Source organism: Micromonospora sp. DT43, assembly GCF_049841645.1.
Classification (GTDB): Bacteria; Actinomycetota; Actinomycetes; order Mycobacteriales; family Micromonosporaceae; genus Micromonospora.
The window spans coordinates 14496-40287 of record NZ_JBNCKR010000019.1 but is presented as its reverse complement, the minus strand read 5'-3'; the positions used below and the strand labels follow the sequence as shown (position 1 = coordinate 40287).

General features: G+C 70.8%; 20 protein-coding genes and 1 pseudogene. 13 read left to right on the top strand and 8 right to left on the bottom strand.

Features of this window, described 5'->3' with window-relative positions; translation table 11 throughout:
- The first annotated feature begins 10 nt into the window (after window positions 1-10).
- The 11 genes and pseudogenes from ACLQ26_RS30305 to ACLQ26_RS30255 all read left to right on the top strand — a co-directional run bounded on the left by ACLQ26_RS30305 (window position 11) and on the right by ACLQ26_RS30255 (window position 12934).
- On the top strand, window positions 11-1717 hold the full coding sequence (locus ACLQ26_RS30305; RefSeq protein WP_425747764.1) for a protein kinase domain-containing protein: 1707 nt from the start codon (window positions 11-13) through the stop codon (window positions 1715-1717).
- A gap of 102 nt (window positions 1718-1819) precedes the next feature.
- Window positions 1820-2629 (top strand): metal-dependent hydrolase, encoded by an 810-nt coding sequence (locus ACLQ26_RS30300; protein WP_425747763.1) that lies wholly within the window; start codon window positions 1820-1822, stop codon window positions 2627-2629.
- A pseudogene (locus ACLQ26_RS30295) lies at window positions 2626-2859 on the top strand (hypothetical protein); the annotation flags it as partial. The gene ACLQ26_RS30300 and the pseudogene ACLQ26_RS30295, both read left to right, overlap by 4 nt.
- Window positions 2860-3119: 260 nt before the next feature.
- A complete protein-coding gene (locus ACLQ26_RS30290; RefSeq protein ID WP_425747822.1) occupies window positions 3120-4169 on the top strand; it encodes a LacI family DNA-binding transcriptional regulator in 1050 nt (349 codons plus the stop codon).
- Window positions 4170-4254: 85 nt separating this feature from the next.
- A complete protein-coding gene (locus ACLQ26_RS30285; RefSeq protein WP_425747762.1) occupies window positions 4255-5559 on the top strand; it encodes an ABC transporter substrate-binding protein in 1305 nt (434 codons plus the stop codon).
- Window positions 5560-5626: 67 nt separating this feature from the next.
- The gene (locus ACLQ26_RS30280; protein ID WP_425747761.1) at window positions 5627-6598 is read left to right on the top strand and encodes a carbohydrate ABC transporter permease; all 972 of its coding nucleotides are present in this window, start codon (window positions 5627-5629) and stop codon (window positions 6596-6598) included.
- A gap of 1 nt (window position 6599) precedes the next feature.
- Complete coding sequence (locus ACLQ26_RS30275) at window positions 6600-7487, top strand: carbohydrate ABC transporter permease (RefSeq protein ID WP_425747760.1); 888 nt, start codon at window positions 6600-6602, stop codon at window positions 7485-7487.
- Window positions 7484-9724 (top strand): alpha-xylosidase, encoded by a 2241-nt coding sequence (gene yicI, locus ACLQ26_RS30270; RefSeq protein ID WP_425747759.1) that lies wholly within the window; start codon window positions 7484-7486, stop codon window positions 9722-9724. The genes ACLQ26_RS30275 and yicI overlap by 4 nt, the downstream gene beginning before the upstream one ends.
- Window positions 9721-11130 carry a GH1 family beta-glucosidase gene (locus ACLQ26_RS30265; RefSeq protein WP_425747758.1) on the top strand — a complete coding sequence of 470 codons (1410 nt, stop codon included), beginning with the start codon at window positions 9721-9723 and terminating at the stop codon, window positions 11128-11130. Before yicI ends, ACLQ26_RS30265 begins: the two co-directional genes overlap by 4 nt.
- Before the next feature lie 137 nt (window positions 11131-11267).
- On the top strand, window positions 11268-12224 hold the full coding sequence (locus ACLQ26_RS30260) for a GlxA family transcriptional regulator (protein ID WP_425747757.1): 957 nt from the start codon (window positions 11268-11270) through the stop codon (window positions 12222-12224).
- A gap of 41 nt (window positions 12225-12265) precedes the next feature.
- Window positions 12266-12934, top strand: a complete 669-nt coding sequence (locus ACLQ26_RS30255) for a DJ-1/PfpI family protein (protein WP_425747756.1) — start codon at window positions 12266-12268, stop codon at window positions 12932-12934.
- A 144-nt stretch (window positions 12935-13078) separates the two neighbouring features.
- On the opposite strand, the gene ACLQ26_RS30250 is transcribed toward ACLQ26_RS30255, so the two are convergent.
- The 3 genes from ACLQ26_RS30250 to ACLQ26_RS30240 all read right to left on the bottom strand — a co-directional run bounded on the left by ACLQ26_RS30250 (window position 13079) and on the right by ACLQ26_RS30240 (window position 17144).
- The gene (locus ACLQ26_RS30250; RefSeq protein ID WP_425747754.1) at window positions 13079-14482 is read right to left on the bottom strand and encodes a S1 family peptidase; all 1404 of its coding nucleotides are present in this window, start codon (window positions 14480-14482) and stop codon (window positions 13079-13081) included.
- Window positions 14483-14691: 209 nt separating this feature from the next.
- The gene (locus tag ACLQ26_RS30245) at window positions 14692-15285 is read right to left on the bottom strand and encodes a nucleotidyltransferase family protein (RefSeq protein WP_425747753.1); all 594 of its coding nucleotides are present in this window, start codon (window positions 15283-15285) and stop codon (window positions 14692-14694) included.
- A 149-nt stretch (window positions 15286-15434) separates the two neighbouring features.
- The gene (locus ACLQ26_RS30240) at window positions 15435-17144 is read right to left on the bottom strand and encodes a bifunctional 3'-5' exonuclease/DNA polymerase (protein ID WP_425747821.1); all 1710 of its coding nucleotides are present in this window, start codon (window positions 17142-17144) and stop codon (window positions 15435-15437) included.
- A 99-nt stretch (window positions 17145-17243) separates the two neighbouring features.
- Here ACLQ26_RS30240 and ACLQ26_RS30235 point away from each other — a divergent pair, with 99 nt between their 5' ends.
- Together ACLQ26_RS30235 and ACLQ26_RS30230 are read left to right on the top strand one after the other, a co-directional pair.
- Window positions 17244-18977: an ABC transporter ATP-binding protein gene (locus tag ACLQ26_RS30235; protein ID WP_425747820.1), complete on the top strand. Its 1734-nt coding sequence runs from the start codon at window positions 17244-17246 to the stop codon at window positions 18975-18977.
- Between the two features lie 50 nt (window positions 18978-19027).
- A complete protein-coding gene (locus tag ACLQ26_RS30230; RefSeq protein ID WP_425747819.1) occupies window positions 19028-20725 on the top strand; it encodes an ABC transporter ATP-binding protein in 1698 nt (565 codons plus the stop codon).
- 4 nt (window positions 20726-20729) lie between these two features.
- On the opposite strand, the gene ACLQ26_RS30225 is transcribed toward ACLQ26_RS30230, so the two are convergent.
- From ACLQ26_RS30225 to ACLQ26_RS30205, 5 genes are read right to left on the bottom strand one after another with little or no spacing between them, the layout of a single operon-like run.
- Window positions 20730-21659, bottom strand: coding sequence for a carbohydrate ABC transporter permease (locus tag ACLQ26_RS30225; RefSeq protein ID WP_425747752.1), 930 nt, complete (start codon window positions 21657-21659; stop codon window positions 20730-20732).
- Entirely contained in the window at window positions 21659-22567 is a 909-nt protein-coding gene (locus ACLQ26_RS30220; RefSeq protein WP_425747751.1) for a carbohydrate ABC transporter permease, read from the bottom strand. Before ACLQ26_RS30220 ends, ACLQ26_RS30225 begins: the two co-directional genes overlap by 1 nt.
- 18 nt (window positions 22568-22585) lie before the next feature.
- Complete coding sequence (gene ngcE, locus ACLQ26_RS30215; RefSeq protein WP_425747750.1) at window positions 22586-24022, bottom strand: N-acetylglucosamine/diacetylchitobiose ABC transporter substrate-binding protein; 1437 nt, start codon at window positions 24020-24022, stop codon at window positions 22586-22588.
- A 26-nt stretch (window positions 24023-24048) separates the two neighbouring features.
- Entirely contained in the window at window positions 24049-24798 is a 750-nt protein-coding gene (locus ACLQ26_RS30210; RefSeq protein WP_354858387.1) for an SIS domain-containing protein, read from the bottom strand.
- Complete coding sequence (locus tag ACLQ26_RS30205) at window positions 24795-25748, bottom strand: MurR/RpiR family transcriptional regulator (RefSeq protein WP_425747749.1); 954 nt, start codon at window positions 25746-25748, stop codon at window positions 24795-24797. Before ACLQ26_RS30205 ends, ACLQ26_RS30210 begins: the two co-directional genes overlap by 4 nt.
- Window positions 25749-25792 lie beyond the last annotated feature (44 nt).

Below are 25792 nucleotides of genomic sequence, written 5' to 3'. Positions count from 1 at the left end.
GTAACTCGGGGTGACCGAGGGGGAAGCGACCGTGCAGCAGTTGCTGATCGCGGGTCGGTACCGGCTGCTCGACCTGGTCGGCACCGGCGGGATGGGCCGGGTGTGGCTGGCCCGTGACGAGATGCTGCACCGGGACGTGGCGGTGAAGGAGGTCGTGCCACCGGCCTGGCTGGCCGAGGCCGACCGCGCCGAGCTACGACTGCGGACGCTGCGCGAGGCGCGCACGGCCGCGCGGCTCAACCACCCCAATGTCGTACGCCTCTACGACGTGGTGCACGACCGGGAGAACCCGTGGATCGTGATGGAGTACGTGGCGTCCCGGTCGGTGCAGCAGATCATCAGCGCCGAGGGCCCGGTGAGTCCACAACGTACGGCCCGGATCGGGCTGGCGGTGCTCGCCGCGTTGCGGGCGGCACATTCCGCAGGCGTGCTGCACCGCGACGTGAAGCCGCACAACGTGCTGGTCGCCGATGACGGGCGGGTGGTGCTCACCGACTTCGGGCTGGCGACCTTCGACGGCGGCGACGGGACGATGACCGGCCCGGGCCTGGTGCTCGGCTCGCCGCAGTTCGTCGCGCCGGAGCGTGCCCGCGACGGCGTGTCGGATCCGCGTACCGACCTGTGGTCGCTGGGCGCGACGCTCTACGCGACTGTCGAGGGGCAGTCCCCGTACGCCCGGTCCAGCGCGATGGCGACGCTCAGCGCGCTGGCCACGGAGCCGCCGGATCCGATGCGCCGGGCCGGCCCGATGCGGCCGGTGATCACCGGTTTGTTGCAGCGCGATCCCCGGCGCCGGTTGACAGCCATCGAGGCCGAGCCGCTGCTGCGCGCCGCGGCCGCCGACCACGACCGGCCGGCCGGCCCGGCTCCCTCCTCGGCGGTGGCGGCGGTCCGCAGCGCGGGCCGTTCCGCGCTGGCGGCCCAGGGCGGTTCGCCGGACGACGCGCCGCCACCGGCCCGCCCACCGGCGGCGCGCCCGCCGGTGACCCGCCCACCGGCCGGCGCGCCGCCAACGGCCCGTGCACAGGTCGCCCGCCCGGCCGGCCGACGCGGCCGGCTGATCGCGCTGGGTGGCGCGGCGACCGCCGCCGCCCTGCTCGTCGCCGGGGGTGTCACGGCGGTGCTGCTCACCCGTCACGACGAACGGACGCCGCCGTCCGGCGCCGGAGGTGGCGCGACCGCCTCCCGACCGGCCGCGTTCGCCTGCGCGGCGCCTCCACCGTCGACCGCCACCCCGGTGCCGTCGGTGTCACCGCCCGGCGACGCGCGGTACGGGCTGCTGGAGGGTTGGACCTGGCACGTGGATCCGACCGGCTTCCGTATCGCGGCGCCGGTGGCCTGGGCACGCTGGACCGAGGGCGCGGTGACCTGCTTCCGGGAGCCGAACGGGACCCGGGTGCTCAGCGTCGAGGCGGGGCCGCCGCAGGTCGATCCGGTGGCGCACTGGAAGGCCGAGGAGAAGCGGCTCGTCGGCGGTGACGCGCTGCCGGGCTACCGCAAGGTGGACATCTCGGCACTGGACATCTTCGACGGCGGGGCCCTCTGGGAGTGCAGTTGGGAGAACGCCGCCGGTGAGCAGGTGCACAGCATCCGGCTGCTCGCCAACACCTCGGCCGGGCGCGCCTACACCGTCTCGTGGTTGACAAAAGAGTTCGACTGGCAGGTCAACGCGGCATACTTCGTGATGATCCGGCAGAGCTTCACGCCCACCCTCTGATGCTGTCCACTGTGGATGACGCTACTGACGCCCCTGTGACACCGGCGCTGGCTACAGTGGCGTAGTTTTGGCGCTCAAGATCCCTGGGGAGGGTGAGCCGAGATGATGGGACCGTCGCACGCGCTGTCCGGCGCGGCGGTATGGCTGGCCGGGTCCTGGGCGCTGGACCAGTTCGCCGACTATCACCAGTCGCCTCTGGCGCTGGCGGTGGGCACGGCTGTGTGCGCGGGTGGGGCGCTCTTTCCCGACCTGGACCTGTCCGGCAAGGTGACCCGCAACCAGGGTGGCGCGACCGTCGCCCGCACGTTCGGGGTCTTCTCGCTCTTCGTCGCCGAGGTGATGGAGAAGATCTCCCTCGGTGTCTACTACGCGACGAAGCTCAGCAAGGATCCGCGCCGCAACAACGGGCACCGCACGCTCACCCACACGCTTCCGTTCACGCTGCTGGTCGGCTGGGGCACCACCGCGCTCTGCGCCGCGTACGGCAAGTGGGCGGTGATCACGATCCTGTTCTTCATGTTCGGTCTGGCCCTGCGCGGGCTCTTCGACGAGTGGGCCGAGCGGGCCGGCTGGGTGATCGTGACGCTCGCGTCAGCCGGGGCGGCCTGGTTCACCTTCGCCAACCTGCCGGGCGGGCGGGGCTATCCGCTGATCGGCACGGCCGTCGGGGTGGGCTGCTTCGTGCACATTCTCGGTGACATGATCACCAGAGCGGGGGTGCCGATCCTCTGGCCGATCCCGATCCGCCGCCGGATGTGGACGATGATCGGCCTGCCCAACAGCATCGCGCTGCGTACCGGCAGCAAGACCGAGGTGGTCGTCCTGCGTGCCGTCCTGACCGTCGTGTCGGCACTCGCCACCGCCGGCCTGATCGCCCCGTCGGTGCTGCAACGGTTCAACATCGACATATGACCGACCCCGCGCAGCCGTCACCTCCGGTCGAGGACGCGCGGGTGCCGGAGTTCTGGGGGGCGCTCGGGCTCCCCGGGCTGGCGGACGTGCACGTGCACTTCCTGCCGCCGAGACTGCTGCGCCGCGTCTGGGAGTACTTCGACGCCGCCGGGCCGCTGGTGGGCACCGAGTGGCCGATCCGCTGGCTCCGCGCGGTGTGCTGGAACAACGCAGCCACCCTGTTCGACCTGCCCTGACGCGCCGCGCCCCGCACCCCGGATCGTCGCAACATCCCGGATGTTGCTGCCTCCGAGGCGCGGGAGACAGCACCATCGCTGATGTTGCGCCGATCTTGGCGTGGGGTCGCGGTTGGACTCGTTCTCGACATCGGCTATTGACGTCTCCGTAACAGGTGTCCTAGCGTCTGTCGAACCGCTTCGTCGAAACGCTTCGACGATCATTCGGGGGCGATCCCGTGCTCCCCGGCCGGAGGAGGTGCGCGGTGGCCACCATGCACGACGTCGCCCGCCTCGCGGGGGTCTCGGTCAGCACGGTGTCGTACGTGCTCACCGGCACCCGGCCGATCTCCCAGGGCACCCGGGACAAGGTGCTCGCCGCGATGAAACAGCTCGACTACCAGCCCAACGCGATGGCCCGTGGGCTGGCCAGCCGCCGCAGCCGCATCCTGGGCCTGCTGATGCCGATGGACGAGCGCGGCCTGGGCGCGACCGAGACCGCGTTCGTCACCGGCGCCGCCGCGGCGGCCAGCGCCGTCGGCTACCACCTGGTGCTCTCGCCGGTCGGCGGCGGCAACCTCGGCGACCTGCGGCGGCTGGCCAGCCAGCGGATGCTCGACGGCGTCGTGCTGATGGAGGTGCAGCTCGCCGACGAGCGGGTCACCGTGCTCCAGGAGGCGGGCGTGCCGCTGGTGCTGATCGGGCGCACCGGCGACACCACCGGGCTCTCCTACGTCGACATCGACTTCGAGCAGACCGTGCGGGAGGCCGTCGCGCACCTGGTCGGGCTGGGGCACCGTCGGATCGTCTACGTCAACCACTCGGCCGCCACACTTGCCAGCGGCTACGGCCCCGCGCTGCGCACCCGGGACGCGTTCGTCACGGCGATGAGCGGGCACGGCCTGGAGCCGGTCATGATCCCGGCCGAGGACAGCGCCGCCGGCGGGCGGGCCGCCCTGGCCGCCGCGTTCGCGCGGACGCCGGAGCTGACCGCCGTGCTGGCGATGAACGAGACCGCGATCTTCGGCATCCTCGGCGAGCTGACCGGCCGAGGGCTGTCGGTGCCCGACGACGTCTCGGTCGTCTCGATGGTCACCTCACCACAGGTCGCCGAGCTGGCCACCCCGGCGCTGACCGCGATGACGTCGCCCGGGTCGGCCCTGGGCCGGATCGCGATCGAGGCGCTGGTGCGCCACCTGAACGGGCCCGGTAACGAGCGCCACCAGCAACTGCTGCCGTGCGCGCTGGAGATCCGGGGATCGACCGCCGAGCCACGACGGCCGGCCCTGGTCAGCGCCGAACCGTCTCCGACGAGCGGGGGCTGACCAGCCAAAACGGCCCGCCGCCGCGCGGCAACGCGACGACGGACCCAGTGAAGTACCGGGCTCGATACTCACGAGGAGGATAGCAATGCAGCGATTCCGCCGGATCGTCGCGGCGATCGCCCTGGCGGCGACCGCGACGACCACCGTGGCCGCTTGCGGCGGCGGCGAGAGCGAGGACGACAGCGGGGCCAAGACCCTCAAGCTCTGGCACTACGAGAGCGAGAACAGCGCGATGGGGGTCGGCTGGAACCGGGCGATCGAGATCTTCAAGGCCGAACACCCGGGCGTCGAGGTGCGCTTCGAGCGCAAGGCGTTCGAGCAGATCCAACAGAACGCCGGCATGATCATCAACTCGGCCGAGGGCCCGGACATCATGGAGTACAACAAGGGCAATGCGACGGCCGGCCTGCTGTCGTCGCAGGGTCTGCTCAGCGACCTGAGCGCCGAGGCCGACAAGCGCGGCTGGGCCGGCAAGCTCAGCCCCAGCCTGCAGACCACCGCCCGGTACAGCGACAAGGGCGTGATGGGGTCGGGCAAGTGGTTCGGCGTGCCGAACTACGGCGAGTACGTCACGGTCTACTACAACAAGGACCTCTTCGAGCGCAACGGCGTCAAGGTGCCGACAAGCATGGCCGAGATGACAGCCGCGATGGACACGTTCGTCGGCAAGGGTGTCACGCCGCTGGGCATGGCCGGCGCCGAGTACCCGGCCGGGCAGCTCTTCTACCAGTTGGCGCTGTCCAAGGCCGATCGGCAGTTCGTCGACAACTACCAGCTCTACAAGAACCCTGTCGACTTCAAGGCGGACCCGCTGAAGTACGGCGCGGACACCTTCGCCGAGTGGGTGCGCAAGGGCTACGTGGCCAAGAACTCGGCGAGCCTCAAGGCCGAGGACATGGGGACGGCGTTCATCGCCGGCAAGACCCCGATGATCGTCTCGGGCAGCTGGTGGTACGGCCGGTTCAAGACCGAGATGAAGGCCAACTGGGACACCTTCCTCTTCCCCGGCAACACCCTCAACGCCGGCTCGTCGGGCAACATCTGGGTGGTCCCGGAGAACAGCAAGGCCAAGAGCCTGGCGTACGACTTCATCGACATCACCCTGCGTCCGGAGATCCAGGACCTGATCGGCAACAACGGTGGCGTCCCGGTCGCCGCCGACGCGTCGAAGATCAGCGATCCGAAGGACCGCAAGCTGATCGAGGACTTCAACACGGTCAGCAAGTCCGACGGCCTGGCCTTCTACCCGGACTGGCCGGTGCCCGGCTACTACGACGTGCTGGTCGGCGGCTTCCAGGGCCTGATCAACGGGTCGAAGTCCCCCGACCAGGTGCTCGACACGATCGCCAAGCCGTACGCCGACGGCGTCAAGGAGATCACCGGCAAGTGACACGGCGAGCGGCGGGCACGACAGGAACGACGGGCGTGCCCGCCCGCTCCACCGGGAAGGATCCTCCATGGCTGTCTCCGAGACCGTCGCCGCCACATCCCCGACGGCGACGACACCCACCCCGCGCGACACCCGCCGCGCACCTCGCGGCCGCAGCGCGGCGTACTGGCTCTACCTGCTCCCCGGAGCGGTGCTGTTCGTCCTGGTCATCGGCGCTCCGCTGGTCGGCACCGTCTACCTGTCGCTGACGAAGTGGTCCGGGATCGGCGACCCCACCTTCGTGGGGTTCGACAACTACCAGCGCCTGCTGGACGACGACGTGTTCTGGGCGTCGTTCCGCAACACCGTGGCGATGATCGTCGCGATGGTGGTGGTGCCCACAGTGCTCGGGCTGCTGCTCGCCTCGGTCCTGTTCGACGTCATCGGGCGTCGGTTCAAGCCGCGTACCGCCGCCGCGCTGCGGGCCGCGTTCTACCTTCCGCAGGTGCTGCCCGTGGTGGTGGCCGGCATCGTCTGGGGTTGGATCCTGCGCCCCGACGGCGCGTTCAACAGCCTGCTCGACGCGGTAGGCCTCGGCGCGCTGCGTCACGACTGGCTCGGCGACCCGGGCACGGCCCTGCCGGCCGTCATGGCGGTGATGATCTGGGTGCAGATCGGCTACCCGGTGGTGGTGTTCATGGCGGCGTTGCAGCGCGTCGACCCGGAACTGTACGAGGCGGCCGAGGTCGACGGCGCGAACTGGTTGCACCGGTTCCGGGCGATCACCCTCCCGCAGATCCGGCCGGAGACGTTCGTGGTGGCCCTGACCTGCACCATCGCGGCGCTGAAGGTGTTCGGCCCGATCTTCGCGCTCACCCGGGGCGGCCCGGAGAACGCCACGAACGTGCCGTCGTACTTCGCGTACTACACGTTCTTCAAGAAACTCCAGGTCGGCTACGGCTCGGCGATCTCCACGGTGCTCACGCTGATCATCGTCGTGGTGGCCGGGGTCTTCATCTGGATGCAGGCGCGCAGCGAGCGCCGGGACCGGGGGTTCTGACATGGCCGTCACGCTCACGCCGGCGCCGGTGCCGGCGCCGGTGCACCGGCCGGTACCCGACAGGCACCACCGCGGCGTCAGCCGCTGGGTCGTGCTCGTCCTGGTCACCCTCGGTGCGCTCGTCATGCTGGTGCCGTTCGCGTTCATGCTGCTCAACGCGTTCAAGTCGCCAGGCGACTACTCGTCGGGCGGGCCGCTGAGCTGGCCGACGGAGTTCTACAGCAAGGGTCTGCGGACGTACTGGACCGCTGTCAACTTCCCCCTCAAGCTGTGGAACTCGGCGCTCATCGCCGGCTCGGTGGCGGTGCTCGGCGTCGTCGTGTCCCTGCTCAACGCGTACGCCCTGGGCATCGGCCGGGTCCGCGGCCGGCTGTGGATCGTCGGATTGTTCCTGCTGGCCAACATGCTGCCGCAGGAGGCGCTGATCTACCCGCTCTACTACGTGGCCAAGGAGGTCGGCCTCTACAACACCCGACTCGCGGTGATCATCATCTTCACGGTGATCCAGAGCGCGTTCGGCACGTACCTGCTGGCCTCCGTGCTGGGCACGTTCCCCCGCTCGCTGCTGGAGGCCGCCGCGCTCGACGGCGCCGGCAAGTGGACGGTGCTGTGGCGGGTCGTCTTTCCCAACCTGCGGCCCACCCTCGCCGTGCTGCTCATCTTCTTCTTCATCTGGACCTGGAACGAGTTCCTCATCCCGCTGGTCATGCTCATCGACAACCAGACGCAGACGATCCCGGTAGCGCTGGCGTCCCTGCAGGGCGACCGACTGATGGACGCCCCGACGACGAACGCCGGCGCGTTGATCAGCCTGGTGCCGGCCATCCTCTTCTTCCTCATCTTCCAGCGCACTCTGGCGCGCGGCATCACGGCAGGAGCCGAGAAGTGAAGTTCACCGACGGGTACTGGCAACTGCGCCCGGGGGTCAGCGTGCTGCGCCCCGGCACGGTGGAATCGGTCGAGCCGGACGACCGCGGCTTCACCGTCTTCGCGCCGGCCGGTCAGATCACCGGGCGGCGCGACACCCTGAACCGGCCCGTCGTCACCGCCCGGTTCTTCTCCCCCGCCCCCGGCGTCGTCGGGGTGACCATCGGTCACCACAGCGGCGGGCTGCCCCGCGAGCCGCACTTCGGGCTGAGCACCGACGAGGAGCACCAGGTCACCGTCGACATCACAGGCATCACCGCGTCGCTCACCACCGGTGAGCTGACCGTCCGGGTCGCGCTCATCGACGGCTGGCGGGTGGAGTTCCTGCACGGCGACCGGCTGATCACCGCGTCCACCGCGCGCAGCGTCGGCATCGTCACCGACGGCGAGGGCCGCCGGCACGTGCACGAGCGGCTCGCCCTCGGCGTCGGCGAGACGGTGTACGGGCTGGGCGAGCGATTCGGCCCGTTCGTGAAGAACGGCCAGACCGTCGACATCTGGAACGCCGACGGCGGCACCGCCAGCGAGCAGGCGTACAAGAACGTGCCGTTCTATCTGAGCAGCGCCGGCTACGGGGTCTTCGTGGACCATCCGGAGCACGTCTCGTTCGAGGTCGGCTCGGAGGTCGTGACGCAGAACCAGTTCAGCGTCGAGGGTCAGTCCCTGACCTACCACGTCATCGACGGGCCCACTCCGAAGGACGTGCTGCGCCGCTACACGGCGCTGACCGGCCGTCCGGCCCGGGTGCCCGCCTGGTCGTACGGGCTGTGGCTGTCCACGTCGTTCACCACGTCGTACGACGAGAAGACGGTCACCGAGTTCGTCGACGGGATGGCAGAGCGGGACCTGCCGCTGTCGGTGTTCCACTTCGACTGCTTCTGGATGCGCCAGTTCCACTGGGTCGACTTCGTCTGGGACCCGGCGACCTTCCCCGACCCCGAGGGGATGCTGCGCCGACTGCACGAGCGCGACCTGAAGGTGTGCGTCTGGATCAACCCGTACATCGCGCAGCGCTCGTACCTGTTCGAGGAGGGCCGCCAGGCCGGATACCTGGTCCGCAACCCGGACGGGTCGGTCTGGCAGTGGGACATGTGGCAGGCCGGCATGGCGCTCGTCGACTTCACCAACCCGGACGCCGTCCGCTGGTTCACCGGCAAGCTCAAGGTTCTGCTGGACATGGGCGTCGACTGCTTCAAGACCGATTTCGGCGAGCGCATCCCCACCGACGTGGTGTGGCACGACGGCTCGGACCCGAAGCGGATGCACAACTACTACTCGTACCTCTACAACAAGGCCGTCTTCGAGCTGCTGGAGGCCGAGCGGGGCGAGGGCGAGGCGGTGCTGTTCGCCCGCTCGGCCACCACCGGCGGGCAGCAGTTTCCGGTGCACTGGGGCGGTGACTGCGAGTCGACGTTCGTCGCGATGGCCGAGTCGCTGCGCGGCGGGCTGTCCCTGGCGTCGTCCGGTTTCGGCTACTGGAGCCACGACATCGGCGGCTTCGAGGGCACCCCGGACCCGGCCGTCTTCAAGCGGTGGATCGCGTTCGGCCTGCTCTCCTCGCACTCCCGGCTGCACGGCTCCGGCTCGTACCGGGTGCCGTGGGCGTACGACGAGGAGGCCGTCGACGTGCTGCGGCACTTCACCCGGCTCAAGCTCAGCCTGATGCCGTACCTGGCCGCCGCCGCGCAGGAGGCGCACCGCGACGGCATCCCGATGATGCGCCCGATGATCGTCGAGTTCCCGGACGACCCGGCCGCGGCGCACCTGGACCGTCAGTACATGCTCGGCTCCGACGTACTTGTCGCACCGGTGCTCAGCGCCGACGGCCAGGTCACCTACTATGTGCCCGCCGGCACGTGGACACACCTGGTGACCGGCGCTCAGCTCACCGGCCCGGCCTGGGTGACCGAGAAGCACGAGTTCGACAGCCTTCCGGTGCTCGCCCGGCCGGGCGCGGTCATCCCGTTCGGGGCGCGCTCCGACCGGCCCGACTACGACTGGGCGGACGGCGTGCAACTGCGTCTCTACGCCCCGGCGGAGGGACAGCGGCAACGGGTACGGATCCCGTCGCCCGGTGACGGGCCGGGCGCGGAGTTCGAGGTGAGTTTCCGCGGTGGCGTGGCCACCGCGGAGCTGGTGACGGGCGACTCGTCGGCGTACCACTGCGTGGTCGCCGGCACGGAGGTGGCAGGACGATGACGGCACGTACCTTCCCGGAGAGTTTCCTCTGGGGTTCGGCCACGGCGGCGTACCAGATCGAGGGCGCGGCCAGCGAGGATGGGCGGGGGCCGTCCATCTGGGACACCTACAGCCACACCCCGGGGCGGACGCTGAACGGCGACACCGGTGACGTGGCCGCCGACCACTACCACCGCTGGCCGCAGGACCTCGACCACATCGCGGAGCTGGGCCTGGGGGCGTACCGCTTCTCGATCTCCTGGCCGCGGGTGCAGCCGGGCGGGTCCGGCCGGTTCAACCAGGCCGGCCTGGACTTCTACTCGCGGCTGGTCGACGGGCTGCTGGAGCGTGGCGTCCGCCCGGTGGCCACCATGTACCACTGGGACCTGCCGCAGGAGCTGGAGGACGCCGGCGGGTGGCCGGTGCGGGACACGGCGCTGCGCTTCGAGGAGTACGCGTCGGGGATCGTCGGCGCACTCGGTGACCGGGTGCACACCTGGACGACGCTCAACGAGCCGTGGTGCTCGGCGTACCTGGGCTACGGCTCCGGCGTGCACGCGCCGGGGCGGACCGAGCCGGCGGCGGCGCTGGCGGCGGTGCACCACCTGAACCTGGCGCACGGCCTGGCCGGCCGGGTGGTCCGGGAGCTGGCCCCGACCGCCGAGCTGTCGGTGACGCTGAACCTGCACGTGATCCGCCCGGCGTCGGACTCGGCGGCGGACGTCGACGCGGCCCGCCGCATCGACGCGCTGGCGAACCGGGCGTTCCTCGGCCCGATGCTCACCGGGGCGTACCCGGCCGACCTGCTGGCCGACACGGCAGGGGTCACCGACTGGTCGTTCGTGCGCCAGGGCGACGAGAAGGTGGCGGCCGTTCCGCTGGACGTGCTCGGCGTCAACTACTACTCGAGCACGCTGGTACGCGCCTGGGACGGGCACTCGGCCCGTTCGGACGCCGACGGGCACGGCGCGTCGGCGCACTCGCCGTGGGTCGGCGCCGACGACGTCGACTTCCTGCCGCAGCCCGGCCCCTACACGGCGATGGGGTGGAACATCGACCCGCCGGCCCTGACCGAGCTGCTGCTGCGGCTGGGCCGGGAGTACCCGGGCCAGCCGTTGATGATCACCGAGAACGGCGCGGCCTTCGACGACGCCGTGTCGGCCGACGGCCGGATCCACGACGACCGGCGGATCGACTACCTGCGTCGGCACATCGCCGCCGTGGCCGACGCCCGCGAGCAGGGCGTGGACGTCCGGGGCTACTTCGTCTGGTCGCTGCTCGACAACTTCGAGTGGGGCTACGGCTACGAGCGCCGGTTCGGGATCATCCGCGTCGACTACGACACCCAGGTACGCACCTGGAAGGACAGCGCGCACTGGTACCGGCGGCTCGCCGCCACCGGCGAACTGGACCAGGCGCGGGGCTGACCGGCCTCAGGTGCCTGGCATGGCGTTGCGTTGGCCCGCCACCACCAAGCCGTCTCGACCGAGGGTCCCCCTGCCGTGTCATTTTCCGTGGGTTCGGCGTCATTGCGCCATGACTGCTCGGCCCGCAGACTCAGGTCATGGTTGAGCGCGTCACCGTTGTCGCCTTCCCGGGCGTGCAGTCCCTCGACATCGCCGGGCCGTGGGAGGTCCTGACCGGGGCGAACCGGCACCGGGCAACACGTGGTGAGCAACCCGCGTATGACCTGACGCTGGCAGGCGCGGAACCCGAGGTGGCGTCCGAGAGCGGCCTCATCATGGTGGCCGAAGCGCTCGGAGAGCCGGTCCGGGCCGGTACCCTCGTCGTCCCCGGCGGCCGTACGGCGGTCGCCGGGGACGAGCACGCCGACCTCGTCGCCTGGTTGCGGGAGTGCCGTCCCACGCGGTTGTTGTCGATCTGCTCCGGAGCGTTCCTCTGCGCACGCGCTGGGTTGCTCAGCGGTCGCCGGGTTGCCACCCACTGGTCCGTGTCCAGGGACCTCGGTCGGCGATTCTCCGATCTCACCGTCGACCACGACGCTCTCTACGTGCACGACGGACCGGTCTGGACGTCGGGTGGTGTCACGGCAGGAATCGACCTGGCGCTGGCTGTCGTGGCGGCCGACCACGGAGCCCGAGTCGCCCAGGAGATCGCCCGCTGGCTCGTGATGTTCCTGCATCGGCCCGGACAGCAGACCCAGTTCTCCGGCCCGGTGTGGTTGGAACGCGCCACCGAGAAGCGGGTAGCCGCCGTTCAGCGCGCCATCGAGGCCGACCCGACGGCGACCCACCGCGTCGACGACCTTGCCGCGCAGTTCGCTTTGTCGCCTCGACACTTCCAGCGTCTCTTCGCACGCGAGACGGGACTCACCGTCGGGCGCTACCTCGCCGAACTCCGCCTGGAGACCGCGAAACGCCTGCTGGTGCAGTCCGACCTCGCCCTCGACGCGGTGGCGGCCAGGTCGGGATTCGGGTCCGCCGAGTCACTTCGACGTGTCTTCGGCGAACGACTCGGCACGACCCCGGGCGCGTTTCGCGAACGCTTCTCGATGCTCTGACCCTATTCGACCCCCATCGCGCTGAACTGAAGGGATGCCTGATGACCCACGTCGTCATACCTCTGTACGAGCGATTCACCGCTCTGGACGTCATTGGCGTATACCAGCCACTGGCCCTCACTCCGGGCATCGACGTGGTCCTGGTCGCCGAACGCCCCGGTCCCGTTCGGGACGACTGCGGGATGGTCTCCCTGGTAGCCGAGGCCGCGCTCGAAGACGTGGAAGCGACAGACGTTCTCGTCGTCCCGGGAGGACCAGGAACCGTTCAGGCTCTCACCGGGCCGCTGCCGGGCTGGATCAGACGGATCCACGCGACGACGACGTTCACGACCTCCGTGTGCTCCGGTTCGATCCTGCTGGGGGCCGCCGGGCTGCTTCGGGGTCGACGGGGCACCAGCCACTACCTCGCAGCGCAGGAGTTGGTCCGCTTCGGCGCCGAGCCGACGGACCAGCGGGTCGTCGAAGAAACGGACGCCCGCGTCATCACGGCAGCCGGTGTGTCGAGCGGTATCGACATGGGACTGAGGCTTGTCGAACTCCTCACCGACCGGACGACCGCGGAGTCCATCCAGCTGTGGATGGAGTACGACCCCCAACCGCCATTCGACAGCGGCCACCCATCCCGCGCGACCCCCGAGGTGCTCGCCCGAGTGGCCGCGTACGACAGCGCAGCCAGGGTGGCGCAAGCGGGGCCGCCTTCACCCCGGTGAGGCTGGTGGCATCGCTGAACCTGATCAGCACCGGCGTGCCTGGATGCGCTCGGCCACGGCCGAGCGCATCCAGGCGGTGGTCGGCCACTCGCTCAGTGGTCGTCCAGCACTGCCCATCCAGCCGAACGGGGCAGCGCCCGGTCATCAGTCAGAGGCCACCGTCGGCAGACTGTCGATGTAGCGGGCCGGCAGAACCGTGAGCGACGCGTCCGCGTATCCACTCGCGATGATTTCATCCCACGTGTGGAAGGGTTTCTTGGCGCCACCGATGATCAGGTAGACGCCACCCTGCGGGTTCATCACCATCGTGCCGTCGCGGGGAACGTCGGAAACACCGTCGAGGTACCGGGCGGGCAGAACAACACGCTGCGGGCCGTACCCGGTGTCGGTGATCTCCTGCGGATAGGCGAACCAGACCTTCGCACCACCGGCGAACACCCAGACACCACCCTGCGGGTTCGCCACCACGGTGCCGTCGCGGGGAACGTCGGAAACACCGTCGAGGTACCGGGCGGGCAGAACAACACGCTGCGGGCCGTACCCGGTTTCGGTGACCTCCTGCGGATAGGCGAACCACACCTTCGCACCACCGGCGAACACAAAGACGCCGCCCTGCGGACTCGCTACCACAGTGCCGTCACGCGGGGCAGTCGGCAGCAGCCCGAACGTGCCATTCGGAACGGCAGTCCAGGAGGTCGGATATCCCGTGGCGCCGATCTCGTCAACACTGTCGAACCAGATGGGCGCTCCACCTGCCACGACCGAGATCGTCCCCCACGGCTCGCGGTACACCGAACCTTCGGCGAGAGGGAAGTCGATGATGGTGTCACGTACCCAGGCCGCGAGGTCGTCGACACGGTGCTGGATGGCACCCGGCCGGGTCTCGGTCTCGCCAATGCATCCGGCCTGCCATGACGAACTGTTGATCGCCACCAGCTCGAGGCCGCCACCATGCTCCCGGAAGGCCGGCCCACCAGCGTCGCCCTTGCAGATAGTCGCGTTAGCGGGAACACGACCCTTGACCTCGAAGGTCGTCGCGGTCTGGTTGTCCCACCAGCCCACCGTGAACTGTGCGGTGTGCATTCGGTCGGGCACCCACTCGGTTGCGGTGCGACCATAGCCCGCGGCCCGGAGCACCTGCCCGTATCGCGGAGGGGTGGAGGCGATTCTGATCGGCATGATGTCGTCGCTGACCGGACTGACCAGCCGGGCAAGGACCACGTTCCGCCCTGGATGCGGCACCAGTCTGTCGACCGCGACGACCGAACCCGTGGAGGAGCTCAGGCTCGTGCGCCCGACGGTTGCCGTCGTCGGACGCGGCGGCGGACCTGAAGCCAGGTCAGACGACCCGAAACAACTCTTGGCGGTGATCACCCATTGCGGTGCGACGAGAGCGCCCGAACAGGAGGTGCTTCCAGCCTGACCTGGATCCCCGATTGCCAGTTTGGTAACGAACCGGTAGGTGCCGTCAGCGGCTGAGACGCCGACAGCTGACTGCGCCGGCAGCCCGGACGACGTCAACCCCGCCGCCACCAGGACGAGCGCCAAGCCCGCCCGCCAACCGACTCTGACTAATCTCATGCATGACCTCCGCTATGCCCGCTGGCACGATCAATGTCCGGCTCCCCGAGTGGGCAGTCGGGCGCGCATAGGCAAGCGACAACGGCGATGCCACATCAACCCCCGTGGAAGCGATACCGCGCAGCCACAGGCTAGTGGAATCTGGTCTGCGCGGTTGTCCCGCGCCGCGGCGGCACCTAGACGCCCACCCGCTGGGGCGGGACGGTGAGCCCGTAGAGCGCCATCAACTCCGGGGTGTCGACCCGGCTGCCGTCGGCCACCGTGTCGCAGGCGATGTCGACGATCTGGTCCTTGTGTGCCAGCAGGTACGGCCGGGCGCCCACGTCGGCGCTGGCCAGCGTCGCGATGCCGGGCCAGTGGCGCCGGCCGAACAGCATCGGGTAACCGCGCAGCCCGTCGTAGGTGGCGCAGACCAGCACATCCGGGTACGGCAGCGCCGCCACCCGGCGGACCGCGACGGCGGTCAGGCCCGGCATGTCGACCGGGACCACCACCACCGCCTCGATCCCCTCGTCGTCCATGGCGGCCAGACCGGCTCGGATGGACGAGCCGACGCCGGTGCCCCACGCCTTGTTGATCACAACGGTCGCCCTGCCCAGGTCGGCGGTTTCCCGGACCTGGTCGGCGGCGGCCCCCAGCACGACCACGATCTGCTCGCAGCCCGCCTCGGTCATCGTGTCGATCATCTGGTTGACCAGGGGCTTCTCACCCTGGTGCAGCAACGCCTCGGGACCTCCGATGCGGCGTCCCCCACCTGCGGCGATGATCATTCCTGCGATCCGGTTCAGCTGCGCCCCCTCAAGCGTGGGACCGACCGTGACCGATCCGCCCCTTCCTACGGACACTGCAACGAGGACGGCCGTTCACGGGTGGCGGGGCGAAAAGGGGAAATAGTGCAATCGTTACGCACCGGACCGGGTCAGGCCGCGTCGGCGTAGCAGTCGACGATGGACAGATCCAGAGGAAAGCGCACCGGGGTGTCGCCGAACAGCAGGGCGGTGGCCCGCTCACCCGCCCGGCGCACCGCCGCCGCCACGGTCTCGGCCTGCTCCGCCGGACAGTGCGCCAGCACCTCGTCGTGCTGAAAGAAGACCAGCTCGGCGTCGCTGTCGGCCAGCTCGGTGCGCAGCGTGGCCAGCAGCGTCGAGGCCCACTCCGCGGCGGTGGCCTGGATGACGAAGTTGCGGGTGAAGCGCCCCCGCGAGCGGGCGGCCCGAGCCCGGGGGCTCTGCCGATCGGCCGCGGCGTCCGGATCGGTCGGCCCCTCGTCGGGATCACCGAGCCCGACCGAGCCGGGTGGGCAGGTGCGCCCCAGCCACGAACGGACCAACCCGCCCGCCTCGCCGGTGCGCGCGGCCGCCTCGACGTAGCCGAACGCCGTCGGGTAGCTGCGCTTCAGCACCGCCAGCGCCGGCACCGCCGCGCCCCCGGTCTGCCCGTACATGGCGCCGAGCAGGGCCACCTTGGCCCGGGGACGGTCACCACCGAACGAGTCCCGGGCGAGCGCCGCGTACAGGTCGCCGGCGCCACCCGCCGCCGCCAGCCGCTCGTCCCCGGAGACCGCCGCCAGGACGCGGGGCTCCAACTGGCCGGCGTCGGCTACCACCAGCCGCCAGCCCGGGTCGGCCACCACCGCCCGGCGGATCACCTTGGGGATCTGCAACGCGCCACCGCCCCGGGTCGCCCAGCGGCCGGAGACCACCCCGCCCGGCACGTACTCCGGCTGGAACCGTCCGTCGCGCACCCACTGCTCACGCCAGGACCAGCCGTGCGCCGTCCAGATCCGGTACAGCTCCTTGTATTCCAGCACCAGGGGCACCGCCGGATGATCCACCCCGCGCAACACCCAGGCCCGGGTGTTGGGCAGCTCCACCCCGGCCCGGGCGAACGCCCGCAACAGCTCGGCCGGGGAGTCGGCGTGCAGCTGGCGGACGCCGAACGCGTCGGCGATCCGGGCCGCCAACTCGGCCAACCGGCGCGGCGGCCCGCCGACCGGGGACGGCTCCCCCAGCAGCTCGGCGAGGATCGCGTCGTGCACCTCCGCCCGCCAGGGCAGCCCGGCGACGCCCATCTCCACCGCGATCAACGCGCCAGCGGACTCGGCGGCCACCAGCAGCCGGAACCGACCCGGGTGCTCGGTGGTGGCGACCCGGGCGACCTGGTCGGCGTACACCCGGGTCAGTGCCTCGATGCCCGGCCCCGGCGGGCCGGGCAGCGTGTCGAAGAGCGCGCCCTGGCCGTGCCCGGGTGGCGCGGCGGCGCGCGGCGGTGGGTCTGCCGGCACCGGTCCGCCGGTCAGGCGGGCCCAGGCGGCGGCCAGCGAGCGGGGCTCGCCCCAGCGGCCGGCGTGCCCGAGCAACAGGGCCTCGGTCAGCTCCACGTCGTGGCAACGCTCGACACGGACGCCGGCGCGCAGCAGCGCCGGGTAGATCGCACCCGCGGCGGCCCAGACCCACCGCGGGTGCTCGGCCGCCTCCCGGGCGGCCATCGCGGCCGCGAGGTCGCTGACGGTCTCGGTCGGGCCGACGGGTCGGCCGGCGGCGTCGAGCGGACGCAGCTCTCCCCCACCGCGTTCGCCCGCCACCACCGCCACCAGCACGAATATGATTCTGCCCTCCCCCTCCGACAGGAAAACGGGTCGGTAGGTCGGCCCGGTGCTCGATAGCGTGGTCGGGTGCCTCCCCAGATCCCGCACGCCGACCCCGGCACCCCCGACACGCGCGGTCCGATGCGGTACCTGTGGTGGCTGGTCCGCTGCCAGCCGTGGCGAGTGCTGCGCGCCAGCCTGATCGGCACGGCCTGGATGGTCGGGCTCTCGGCCCGGCCCTACCTGATCTACCGTGCCGTCGACGACGGCCTGCGCGCCCGCGACAGCCGTGCCCTGGCCCTGTGGGTCGTGACGATCATCGTGGCGGGAGTGGCGTTGTCGTACCTGGGCATCATGCGACACCGCACGATGACCTTCATCCGGGAGGACGCCAAGGCCCGCTCCGCGGAGGTGCTGCTGCGTCAGCTGTCCCGCGTCGGCGCGGCGCTGCCGCGCCGTAGCGCAGCCGGTGAGGTGGCCACCGTGGGCGGTTCCGACATCGACTGGTCGGCCCAGGTGCTGACACTGACCGGGCCGGGCGTCGGCGCGATAGTCGCGTACGGGGTCATCGCCGTGGTGCTCTGGTCGATCTCCCCGCCGCTCGCGCTCTGCGTGCTGGTGGGGATGCCGGCGGTCGGTCTGGTCGTGGGGCCGCTGCTGCGCCGGCTGGAACGCGCCGAGTCCGTCTACCGCCGGCAGCAGGGCGCGCTCACCGCCCGGTCCGGTGACATCGTGGCGGGGCTGCGCGTGCTCGCCGGGGTGGGTGGCCGGGATCTGTTCGCCCGACGGTACGCGGCCCGCTCCCAGGAGCTGCGCGCCGAGGGCTACCGGGTCGGCGCGGTCAACAGCTGGATCGACGCGGCGACTGTCGCCATCCCCGGGTTGTTCCTGGCCGCGGTGGTCTGGCTGACGGCGCGGATGGCGGTGACCGGCGCCGTCACCATCGGCGAGCTGGTCGCCGTCTACGGCTATGTGGCGACCCTGATCGTGCCGGTCTGGTTCCTGCTGGAGGGCAGCCACCAGTTGATCCGGGGTCGGGTCGCCGCCCGACGCATCGCCGACCTGCTCAACGTGACCCCGGACGACGTCGGTGGCCCGGGTCGCCGGTGGCCGTCCGCCGTCCCCGAGGCGCGTCACCCGCACGCCGCGGCCGCGCCGACCGGCCCCGCCAACCTGCACGACCCGGTGACCGGGCTGACCGTACGCGCCGGCCAGCTGACCGCTGTGGCGGCCGACGACCCGGCGGCGGCCGTGGCGCTTGCCGACCGGCTGGGCCGGTACGTCGTCAGCGACACCACCTGGGGCGGCGTACCGCTGGCCCAGGTCGCCCTGGACGAGGTGCGTGCCCGGATCCTGGTCGCCGACCACGACTCGTACCTCTTCGCCGGGACGCTGCGCGACGTCCTGCGCCCCGGGGCCGACGACGAACGGCTCGGCGACGCCCTGCGGACCGCCTCGGCCGACGACATCGTCGACGCCCTCCCGGCCGGGCTGGACACACAGCTGGACGCGCGGGCCCGGACGCTCTCCGGCGGTCAACGCCAACGGATACGCCTGGCGCGGGCGCTGCTGGCCGAGCCGGAGGTGCTGATCCTCGTGGACCCGACGTCGGCCGTGGACGCGCACACCGAGGCACGGATCGCCGAGCGGCTGTCGACCGCTCGGGCCGGACGGACCACAGTGGTGCTCGCCACGTCGCCGCTGCTGCTCGGGCACGCCGACACGGTCGCGCTCCTGAGCAAGGGTGGAATCACCGCCACCGGCACCCACGATGGCCTGCTCGAATACGTGCCGGCCTACCGGCACCTGGTGGCCCGGGGCAGCGCGGACCTCGACCAGGCGGCCGACGCCGACACCGAGGAGGTCTACCGGTGACCCGGCTGCCGGTGGCCGACCGCCGCACCGTACGCCGTGCCCTGCGGGACATGATGAGCCGGCACCGCCGGGCGGTCGGCGTCGTACTGGCGTTGCACAGCGCCGCCGCCCTCGCCGGACTGGCCCCGCCCTGGCTGCTGGGCGTCATCATCGACCGGGTCACCGCCGGCGCCGGCGTGGCCACCGTGGACCGGCTGGCACTGGCGATCGCCGGCTGTGTTCTGGTCAGCGCCCTGCTCTCCCGCTACGCCCAGTACGCCGGCCACCGCTTCGGTGAACGGGCCGTCGCCGAGCTGCGCGAGCAGTTCGTCAGCCGCACGCTCGGGTTGCCCGTCTCGGTTGTCGAGCGCGCGGGCTCCGGTGACCTGGCGACCCGCAGCTCGGTCGACGTGGCGACGGTCGGCACCACGGTCCGGGACGTGGCGCCAGTCATCGTCATCGCCTCGGTGCAGTTGACGTTGCTGTTCGGGGCGGTGTTCGTGCTGCATCCGCTGCTCGGGCTCGCGGGGCTGGCCGGGCTGCCGTCGATCGTGGCGGTGACGCGGTGGTATCTGCGTCGGGCCAGCTCCGCGTACCTCGCCGAGGGCGCCGCGGCGGCCGAGGTGACCGAGGCGTTGACCACCACCGCCGAGGGCGCCCGCACGGTGGAGGCGCTGCGGCTGGCCGACGACCGGATCCGGCACGGGACCATCCGCGTCACCCGGCTGTGGCAGGCCCGGCGGGCGACCCTCGCGCTGCGTACGGTGTTCTTCTCGGTCGTGGAGGCCAGCTACCCGCTTCCCGTCGCCATGGTCCTGCTCGTCGGGGGCTACCTGTTCGCCGCCGACCGGGTCTCGCTCGGCGCGGTGGTCGCCGCCGCTCTCTACCTCCAGCAGGCCATCGACCCGCTGGACCGGCTGTTGCTCTGGACGGAGCAGGCGCAGCGCGGCTTCGCGTCGTTCGCCCGGGTGCTCGGCGTCGGGCTGGTCCCACCGGAGCCGCCCGGCACCACTGCCCCGTCGCGGGGCGAGCGGCTCGTCGTCCGCGAGGCGCGGTTCTCCTACGCCGACGGGCACGACGTGCTGCACGGCATCGACCTGGAGGTGCAGCCCGGCGAACGGCTGGCAGTCGTCGGCCCGTCGGGCGCCGGCAAGTCGACCCTGGCCCGGCTGCTGGCCGGCATCGACGCGCCCCGCCGTGGCGTCGTCAGCATCGGCGGCTGCCCGGTCACCGACCTGGACCCGGCCGAACGTCGACGGCGGATCGCCCTGGTCACCCAGGAGCACCACGTCTTCATCGGCTCGGTACGCGACAATCTCGCGTTCGCCGCGCCGGATGCCTCGGACGAGCAGATGCGCGCCGCGCTGGCCACCGTGGGCGCCGACTGGTACGACGGGCTGCCCGAGGGTCTGGACACGGCGCTCGGCGACGGCGCCCGGCAGCTCGGCGCGGCCGAGGCCCAGCAACTGGCGCTGGCCCGGTTGGTGCTCGCCGACCCGCACACGCTGATCCTGGACGAGGCGACCGCGGCGCTCGACCCGAGCACCGCCCGGCGGACCGAGCGGGCCCTGGCGGCCGTGCTCGTCGGGCGGACCGTCATCGCCATCGCGCACCGGCTCAACACCGCGCACGACGCCGACCGGGTGGCGGTCCTGGCCGACGGCCGGATCACCGAGATCGGCAGCCACGACGACCTGGTGGCGGCCGGCGGGGCGTACGCCGCGCTCTGGCGCTCGTGGCACGCCCACGCCGACGAGCGCCCGAGGTGAGCGCCTACTTCACCGCGCCGGACGTGAGGCCCGCCTGGATCTGACGCTGGAAGACCGCGTACACGATGATCATCGGGAGGATGGCGATCGTCAGCGCGGCGAACAGCCCGGACCAGTCCGCCTCGTAGCCGGCGTTCACCGAGATGTCGGCGATGCCCTGGGTGAGCACCCACTTGTCCTTGGCGTTCGAGAGCAGCACCAACGGGAGCTGGTACTGCGCCCACTGCCCGATGATGTTGAAGATCGCCACGCTGATCAGACCCGGCTTCGCCATCGGCATCATGACCTGGAAGAACAGCCGGCTGTGCCCACACCCGTCGATCATCCCGGCCTCGGCCACCGACGTCGGCAGCGTCTTGAAGAACGCGGCCAGGAAGAAGATCGTGAACGGCAGCGAGTACGCGGTGTAGACCAGGATCACGCCCTGGTAGGTGTCCAGCATGCCCAACTGCTTCACCACGAAGAAGAGCGGCACCAGGGCCAGGAAGACCGGGAACGCCAGCCCCGAGACGAACAGGTAGTAGACCGCCCGGTTGCCCCAGAACCGGTACCGCGCCAGCACGTACGCCGCCATCGAGCCGAGCAGCATGGTGAGGAACGTGCTGCACGAGACCACGAGGACGCTGTTGAGGAAGTACCGGCCGACGTGCGCCTTGGTCCACGCCCGGCCGAAGTTCTCCCACCGCAGCTCCGCCGGGAGCGTCCACGGGCTGCTGAAGATCTCGCTGGTGTTCTTGAACGCGGCGAGGAAGGTCCAGAGGATCGGCACGATCACGATCACCGCCCACACGGCGAGCGCGACGTGCCCCAGGCCGGCGAAGAGCCGTACCTCCGAGCGGGGGTCCTTGCCGCGCCGGCCGCCGGGCGCGGACGGGCCGCCGGTCTTCGGCGGTAGGGCCGCCGGCGTCGGCGGCAGCGTCGACTGCGGGTTCATCAGTACTCCACGCTTTCCCGCTTGGTGAGCCGCAGCGTCAGCGCCGCGAACGTGAGGGTGAGGAAGAACAGCGCCACGCCCATCGCCGAGGCGTAGCCGTACTTCGAGTAGACGAACGCGTTGCGGTAGATCTCCATGGCCAGGACTGTGGTGGCGCCGTCCGGGCCACCCCCGTCCACCGAGAGCACCGCCACGATGGCGAACGCGTCGAACGCCGCGATGCCCAGATACACCCACGCGACCTGGAGGGTGTCCCAGAGCAGCGGCAGGGTGACCCGGAAGAACAGCGTCACCCTGCTCGCCCCGTCCATCTCCGCGGCCTCGTAGATCTCGCCCGGGATGGAGGCCATCCCGGCCGAGAAGAGCACCACGTAGAAGCCGACGGCCTGCCAGACCAGCACCGCGAGGATCGACCAGAGGGCCAGGTTCGGCTTGACCAGGAAGAGGATCGGATCCAGGCCGAGCTTCATCAACACGCCGTTGATCAGACCCGACTCGTTCGGCCGGTAGACCATCTGGAACAGCACCGCGATGATCGCCACCGCCAGGACCTGGGGGAAGAAGAACACCACCCGGTAGAACTTCGCCCCCCAGACCCCCTGGCGTTGACCGCCGCTGCTCTTGCCGCCCACGTTGAGCAGGAAGGCGAAGAACAACGCGATGGCGATCGTGATCAGCGGCAGGGCAAGCAGCAGTACGCCGTGGTGCTGGACCGCCTTCCAGAAGGCGCCGTCGTCGAGCAGCCTCCGGTAGTTGTCGAAGCCCACCCACTGCGGGGCGGAGAGCCCTCGCCAGTTGGTCATCGAGATCTGGAACGCCTGCGCGTACGGCCAGATCACGAATGTCACGTACAGCGCGACCGGGGCGAACAGGAACCCGACCACGAATGGATACTTGCCGTGCCGCATGACCCTAGCTCCGATCGATCAGCGCTTGAACTTGGCGACCGAGCTGTCCTTCTTGATCGCGTCGGCGCGCTTCTGGATCCGCTCCACGAAGGCGTCCGCGTTGATCCGGCCGAACATCAGCTCGTTGGTGGCGCTGCGCGCCTCCGTGTCGAGCTCCTTGTACCAGCCGTCGAAGTACAGGTTGAACACGTCCTGCCCGGCCGCCTTGAGCGCGGCCTGCGAGCTGGCCACACCGGGCGGGAAGGCGAAGCCCTCCGAGCCGGCGGTGACCACGGTCGGGGCCTTGACCACCTCGGTGAAGCCCTTCGCGCCCGCCTTGGACAGCATCTGGCGCATGTACTCCAGGCCGCCCTTGGGGTTCTTGCTCTTCGCCGAGACGAAGTACCCCTCGCCCGCGGTGGCCCGCAGAGCCGTCGCCGGCAGCTTGTCCGACGCGGTGAGGCTCGGCACCGGCATGAGCTGGTAGTCGAAGCCGGCCGGGGTGTCCTTCTTCTGCTCGCCCTCCAGCCAGTCACCGCTCGGGTACAGGGCCACCTTGTACTGGTTCTGCCGCAGCTGCACGTCGGTGTGCTTGAGCCCTTCGAAGCTCTTGTCGCTGAACTTCGCCCCGACCTCGGCCCACGCCGTGGCCGCCTGCTTGACCGCGTCCTGCTTCCAGGCGCCGTCCTCCAGGTTGTCGATGTTCTTCAGCACCTCCACGCCACCGATCTTGGCGGCCTGGGTGAGGATCACGTTCCACTGGTAGTAGGCCGCGTTCGCCCCGGCGTAGCCGTACGGGGTGATGCCCTTGGCCTTGATCTTGGTGAGCAGGGCGATGAACTCGTCCCAGGTCTTCGCCGGCGCCCAGCCGTTGTCCTTGAACAGCTTGGCCGAGTACCAGATGCCGAAGACCGTGGAGACGTAGTACAGCACGTACGGCTTGCCGTTGAACGAGCCCGCCTCGACGGTGCCCGGCACGACGGTGTCGCGGACCTTCTTGGCCGGGTCGTCGACCGACGGGGCGTCCCACAGCTCGGTGAGGTCCTGGAGCTGACCGTCGGCGACAAGCGCGCCGAAGTCCATCAGCTTCTCGCCCGAGTTGTTCACGAACTCCGGCGGGTTGCCGGACGCGAACCGCGGCTGCAGGACGGTGGAGACCGCCTGCGTGGACTGGTGCTTGATCTCCGCCTTGGGGAACGCGGTCTTGTACAGCGGCTCGTGCACGTCGGTGGCGTACTTCTCGCCGTAGCCGCCGTTGAAGATGATCACCTCGATGGGGGCGTCCTCCTTGACACCCAGCGGGTTCTTCTCGCTCTTGGTGCCGCCGGCGACCTGCTCGTTCTCCTTGTCACCGCTGCTCGTGGCGCAGGCGCTGAGCAGGCCGATGGCCGGGGTGGCGAGCATGCCCACGGCGGCGGCGCGACGCAGCACCGTGCGACGGTCGAGTGCGGCCGGGTGCTCGGGGGTAATCGACATCGTCGTCTCTCCTTGTGGAATTCGGGTCAGGCGGTGCGCCGGAGACGCCCGGCGTACCGCGACTCGAGGGCGTTGTTGTGCTCGTCCCCGCCGGGGACGTTGGCGGAGAGGTAGATAGGGGGTACCTCCCCGGCCTGGTGGAACCGTCGTACGACCTCGGCGGTCAGCAACTGCGCCAGCAGCGCGGTGGTGACCGAGGAGACCGCACAGACCGCGCCGCCGCCCTCGAGCGGCAGCAGTGCGTCACCGTACGGCGCGCCGTTGTCCAGCACGACGTCGGCGAGGTCGGCGAGCCGTTGACCGGACGGGTGCCGTGGCGCCACCCGTGCGGTGTGCTCGACCGAGGTGACCGCGATCAACGGGTGACCGCGCTCGGTGACCAGCGCCGCCAGCTCGACCACCGAGCCGTTGATGCCGGACTGGGACGCCACCACGAACACGTCGCGCGGCTGGGGCGCCGCGAGCGCGTAGATCTGGTGGGCGATGGAGGGATCGCGTTCCAGCTTGGGATCGGCGAGCACGTCGCGCGGAGCGTCACCGTGCACCACCAGATCCCGTACCGAGAGCCGGTTGGTGGGGACCAGCCCACCGGCGCGGGCGACAAGCTCGGCGGCGAACGCCTCGGAGTGCCCCGCGCCGAACGCCTGGAGCACCCCGCCGGCGCGCAGGCTGTCGGCGATCAGGTCGGCGGCCCGGGTGATCCCGTCGGCCTCCGAGTCGAGCAGCCGGTCGAGCACCGGGCGGACGGCGTCCGCGTACCCCTGGGCACTGATCATGAGAGGGTTCCCTTCGCGGCCTTGTGCCCGTCGACGGCCTGCGCGGTACGGCGGAAGGCCGCGTGGGCGCGGTCGTGGGTGCGCTGGGCGACGGCGATGTAGAGCAGATCGAGCACCACCAGTTGCGGGTGGCGGGCGGAGAGCGCGTCCGGCCGGAAGGTGGTGGCCTGGCTCGCGGTGAGCAGCACGATGTCGGCCAGCTCGGCCAGCGGTGAGCGGGGAAAGCCGGTGAGGGCGAGAGTGGTGGCGCCCCGGCTGCCCGCCTCGGCGAGCATCTCGATGGTCTCCCGGGTCTGACCGGTGTGCGAGATGCCGAGCGCCACGTCGCCGACACCGAGCAGCGCGGCGCTGGCCAGCCCCTCGTGCACGTCGCTCCAGGCCCAGGCCGCCACGCCGATGCGGTGCAGGCTGAACTGCATCTCCTCGCCGACGAGGGCGCTGCCGCTGGCGCCGAAGATGTTCACCCGGTTGGCGCCGGCGATCGCCACGGCTGCGCGTTCCACCTCACCGAGGTCGAGCAGCGCCGCGGTGTCGTGCATGGCCCGGGTGTCGGCGGCCATGATCTGGTCGAGGACCCGCGCGAGGGGGTCGTTCGGCTGGATCTCGCGGCCGATGTCGACGGTCCAGCCGGCCAAGCGGGCCCGACCGGTCTCGGCGGCGATGCCCAGCCGCAGGTCGGCGTACCCCTCGAAGCCCATCGCCCGGCAGAAGCGGGTGATGGTGGCCGGCGAGGTGCCGCTGCGCTCGGCCAGCTCCACGATCGTCGAGCGCGCGGCGGCCTCCGGGTCGCTGAGCACGTGCTCGGCGACCCGGCGCAGCGCGCCGGTCAGCTCGCCGAGACCGTTGCGCACCCGGGCCAGCACGCCGCTGGAGGGCGAGTTTCGTCGGTCGGTCACGTGGGCGTCGACCATCGCGGTCCCCGCGACGGTGTCCACCTCGTGATCAACCATGGGACGCCTCACCTTTCCGAAAAGACTGTTAACTGTTAGTGGTA

Coding starts and splice junctions, on each gene's coding strand:
- ACLQ26_RS30290 (WP_425747822.1), top strand. CDS start 3,120: ATGCACGACGTCGCCCGCCTCGCGGGGGTCTCGGTCAGCACGGTGTCG.
- ACLQ26_RS30280 (WP_425747761.1), top strand. CDS start 5,627: ATGGCTGTCTCCGAGACCGTCGCCGCCACATCCCCGACGGCGACGACA.
- ACLQ26_RS30275 (WP_425747760.1), top strand. CDS start 6,600: ATGGCCGTCACGCTCACGCCGGCGCCGGTGCCGGCGCCGGTGCACCGG.
- ACLQ26_RS30210 (WP_354858387.1), bottom strand. CDS start 24,798: ATGATCAGTGCCCAGGGGTACGCGGACGCCGTCCGCCCGGTGCTCGAC.
- ACLQ26_RS30220 (WP_425747751.1), bottom strand. CDS start 22,567: ATGCGGCACGGCAAGTATCCATTCGTGGTCGGGTTCCTGTTCGCCCCG.
- ACLQ26_RS30255 (WP_425747756.1), top strand. CDS start 12,266: ATGACCCACGTCGTCATACCTCTGTACGAGCGATTCACCGCTCTGGAC.
- ACLQ26_RS30225 (WP_425747752.1), bottom strand. CDS start 21,659: ATGAACCCGCAGTCGACGCTGCCGCCGACGCCGGCGGCCCTACCGCCG.
- ACLQ26_RS30300 (WP_425747763.1), top strand. CDS start 1,820: ATGATGGGACCGTCGCACGCGCTGTCCGGCGCGGCGGTATGGCTGGCC.
- ACLQ26_RS30205 (WP_425747749.1), bottom strand. CDS start 25,748: ATGGTTGATCACGAGGTGGACACCGTCGCGGGGACCGCGATGGTCGAC.
- ACLQ26_RS30230 (WP_425747819.1), top strand. CDS start 19,028: ATGATGAGCCGGCACCGCCGGGCGGTCGGCGTCGTACTGGCGTTGCAC.
- ACLQ26_RS30285 (WP_425747762.1), top strand. CDS start 4,255: ATGCAGCGATTCCGCCGGATCGTCGCGGCGATCGCCCTGGCGGCGACC.
- ACLQ26_RS30245 (WP_425747753.1), bottom strand. CDS start 15,285: ATGATCATCGCCGCAGGTGGGGGACGCCGCATCGGAGGTCCCGAGGCG.
- ngcE (WP_425747750.1), bottom strand. CDS start 24,022: ATGTCGATTACCCCCGAGCACCCGGCCGCACTCGACCGTCGCACGGTG.
- ACLQ26_RS30235 (WP_425747820.1), top strand. CDS start 17,244: ATGCGGTACCTGTGGTGGCTGGTCCGCTGCCAGCCGTGGCGAGTGCTG.
- ACLQ26_RS30265 (WP_425747758.1), top strand. CDS start 9,721: ATGACGGCACGTACCTTCCCGGAGAGTTTCCTCTGGGGTTCGGCCACG.
- ACLQ26_RS30260 (WP_425747757.1), top strand. CDS start 11,268: ATGGTTGAGCGCGTCACCGTTGTCGCCTTCCCGGGCGTGCAGTCCCTC.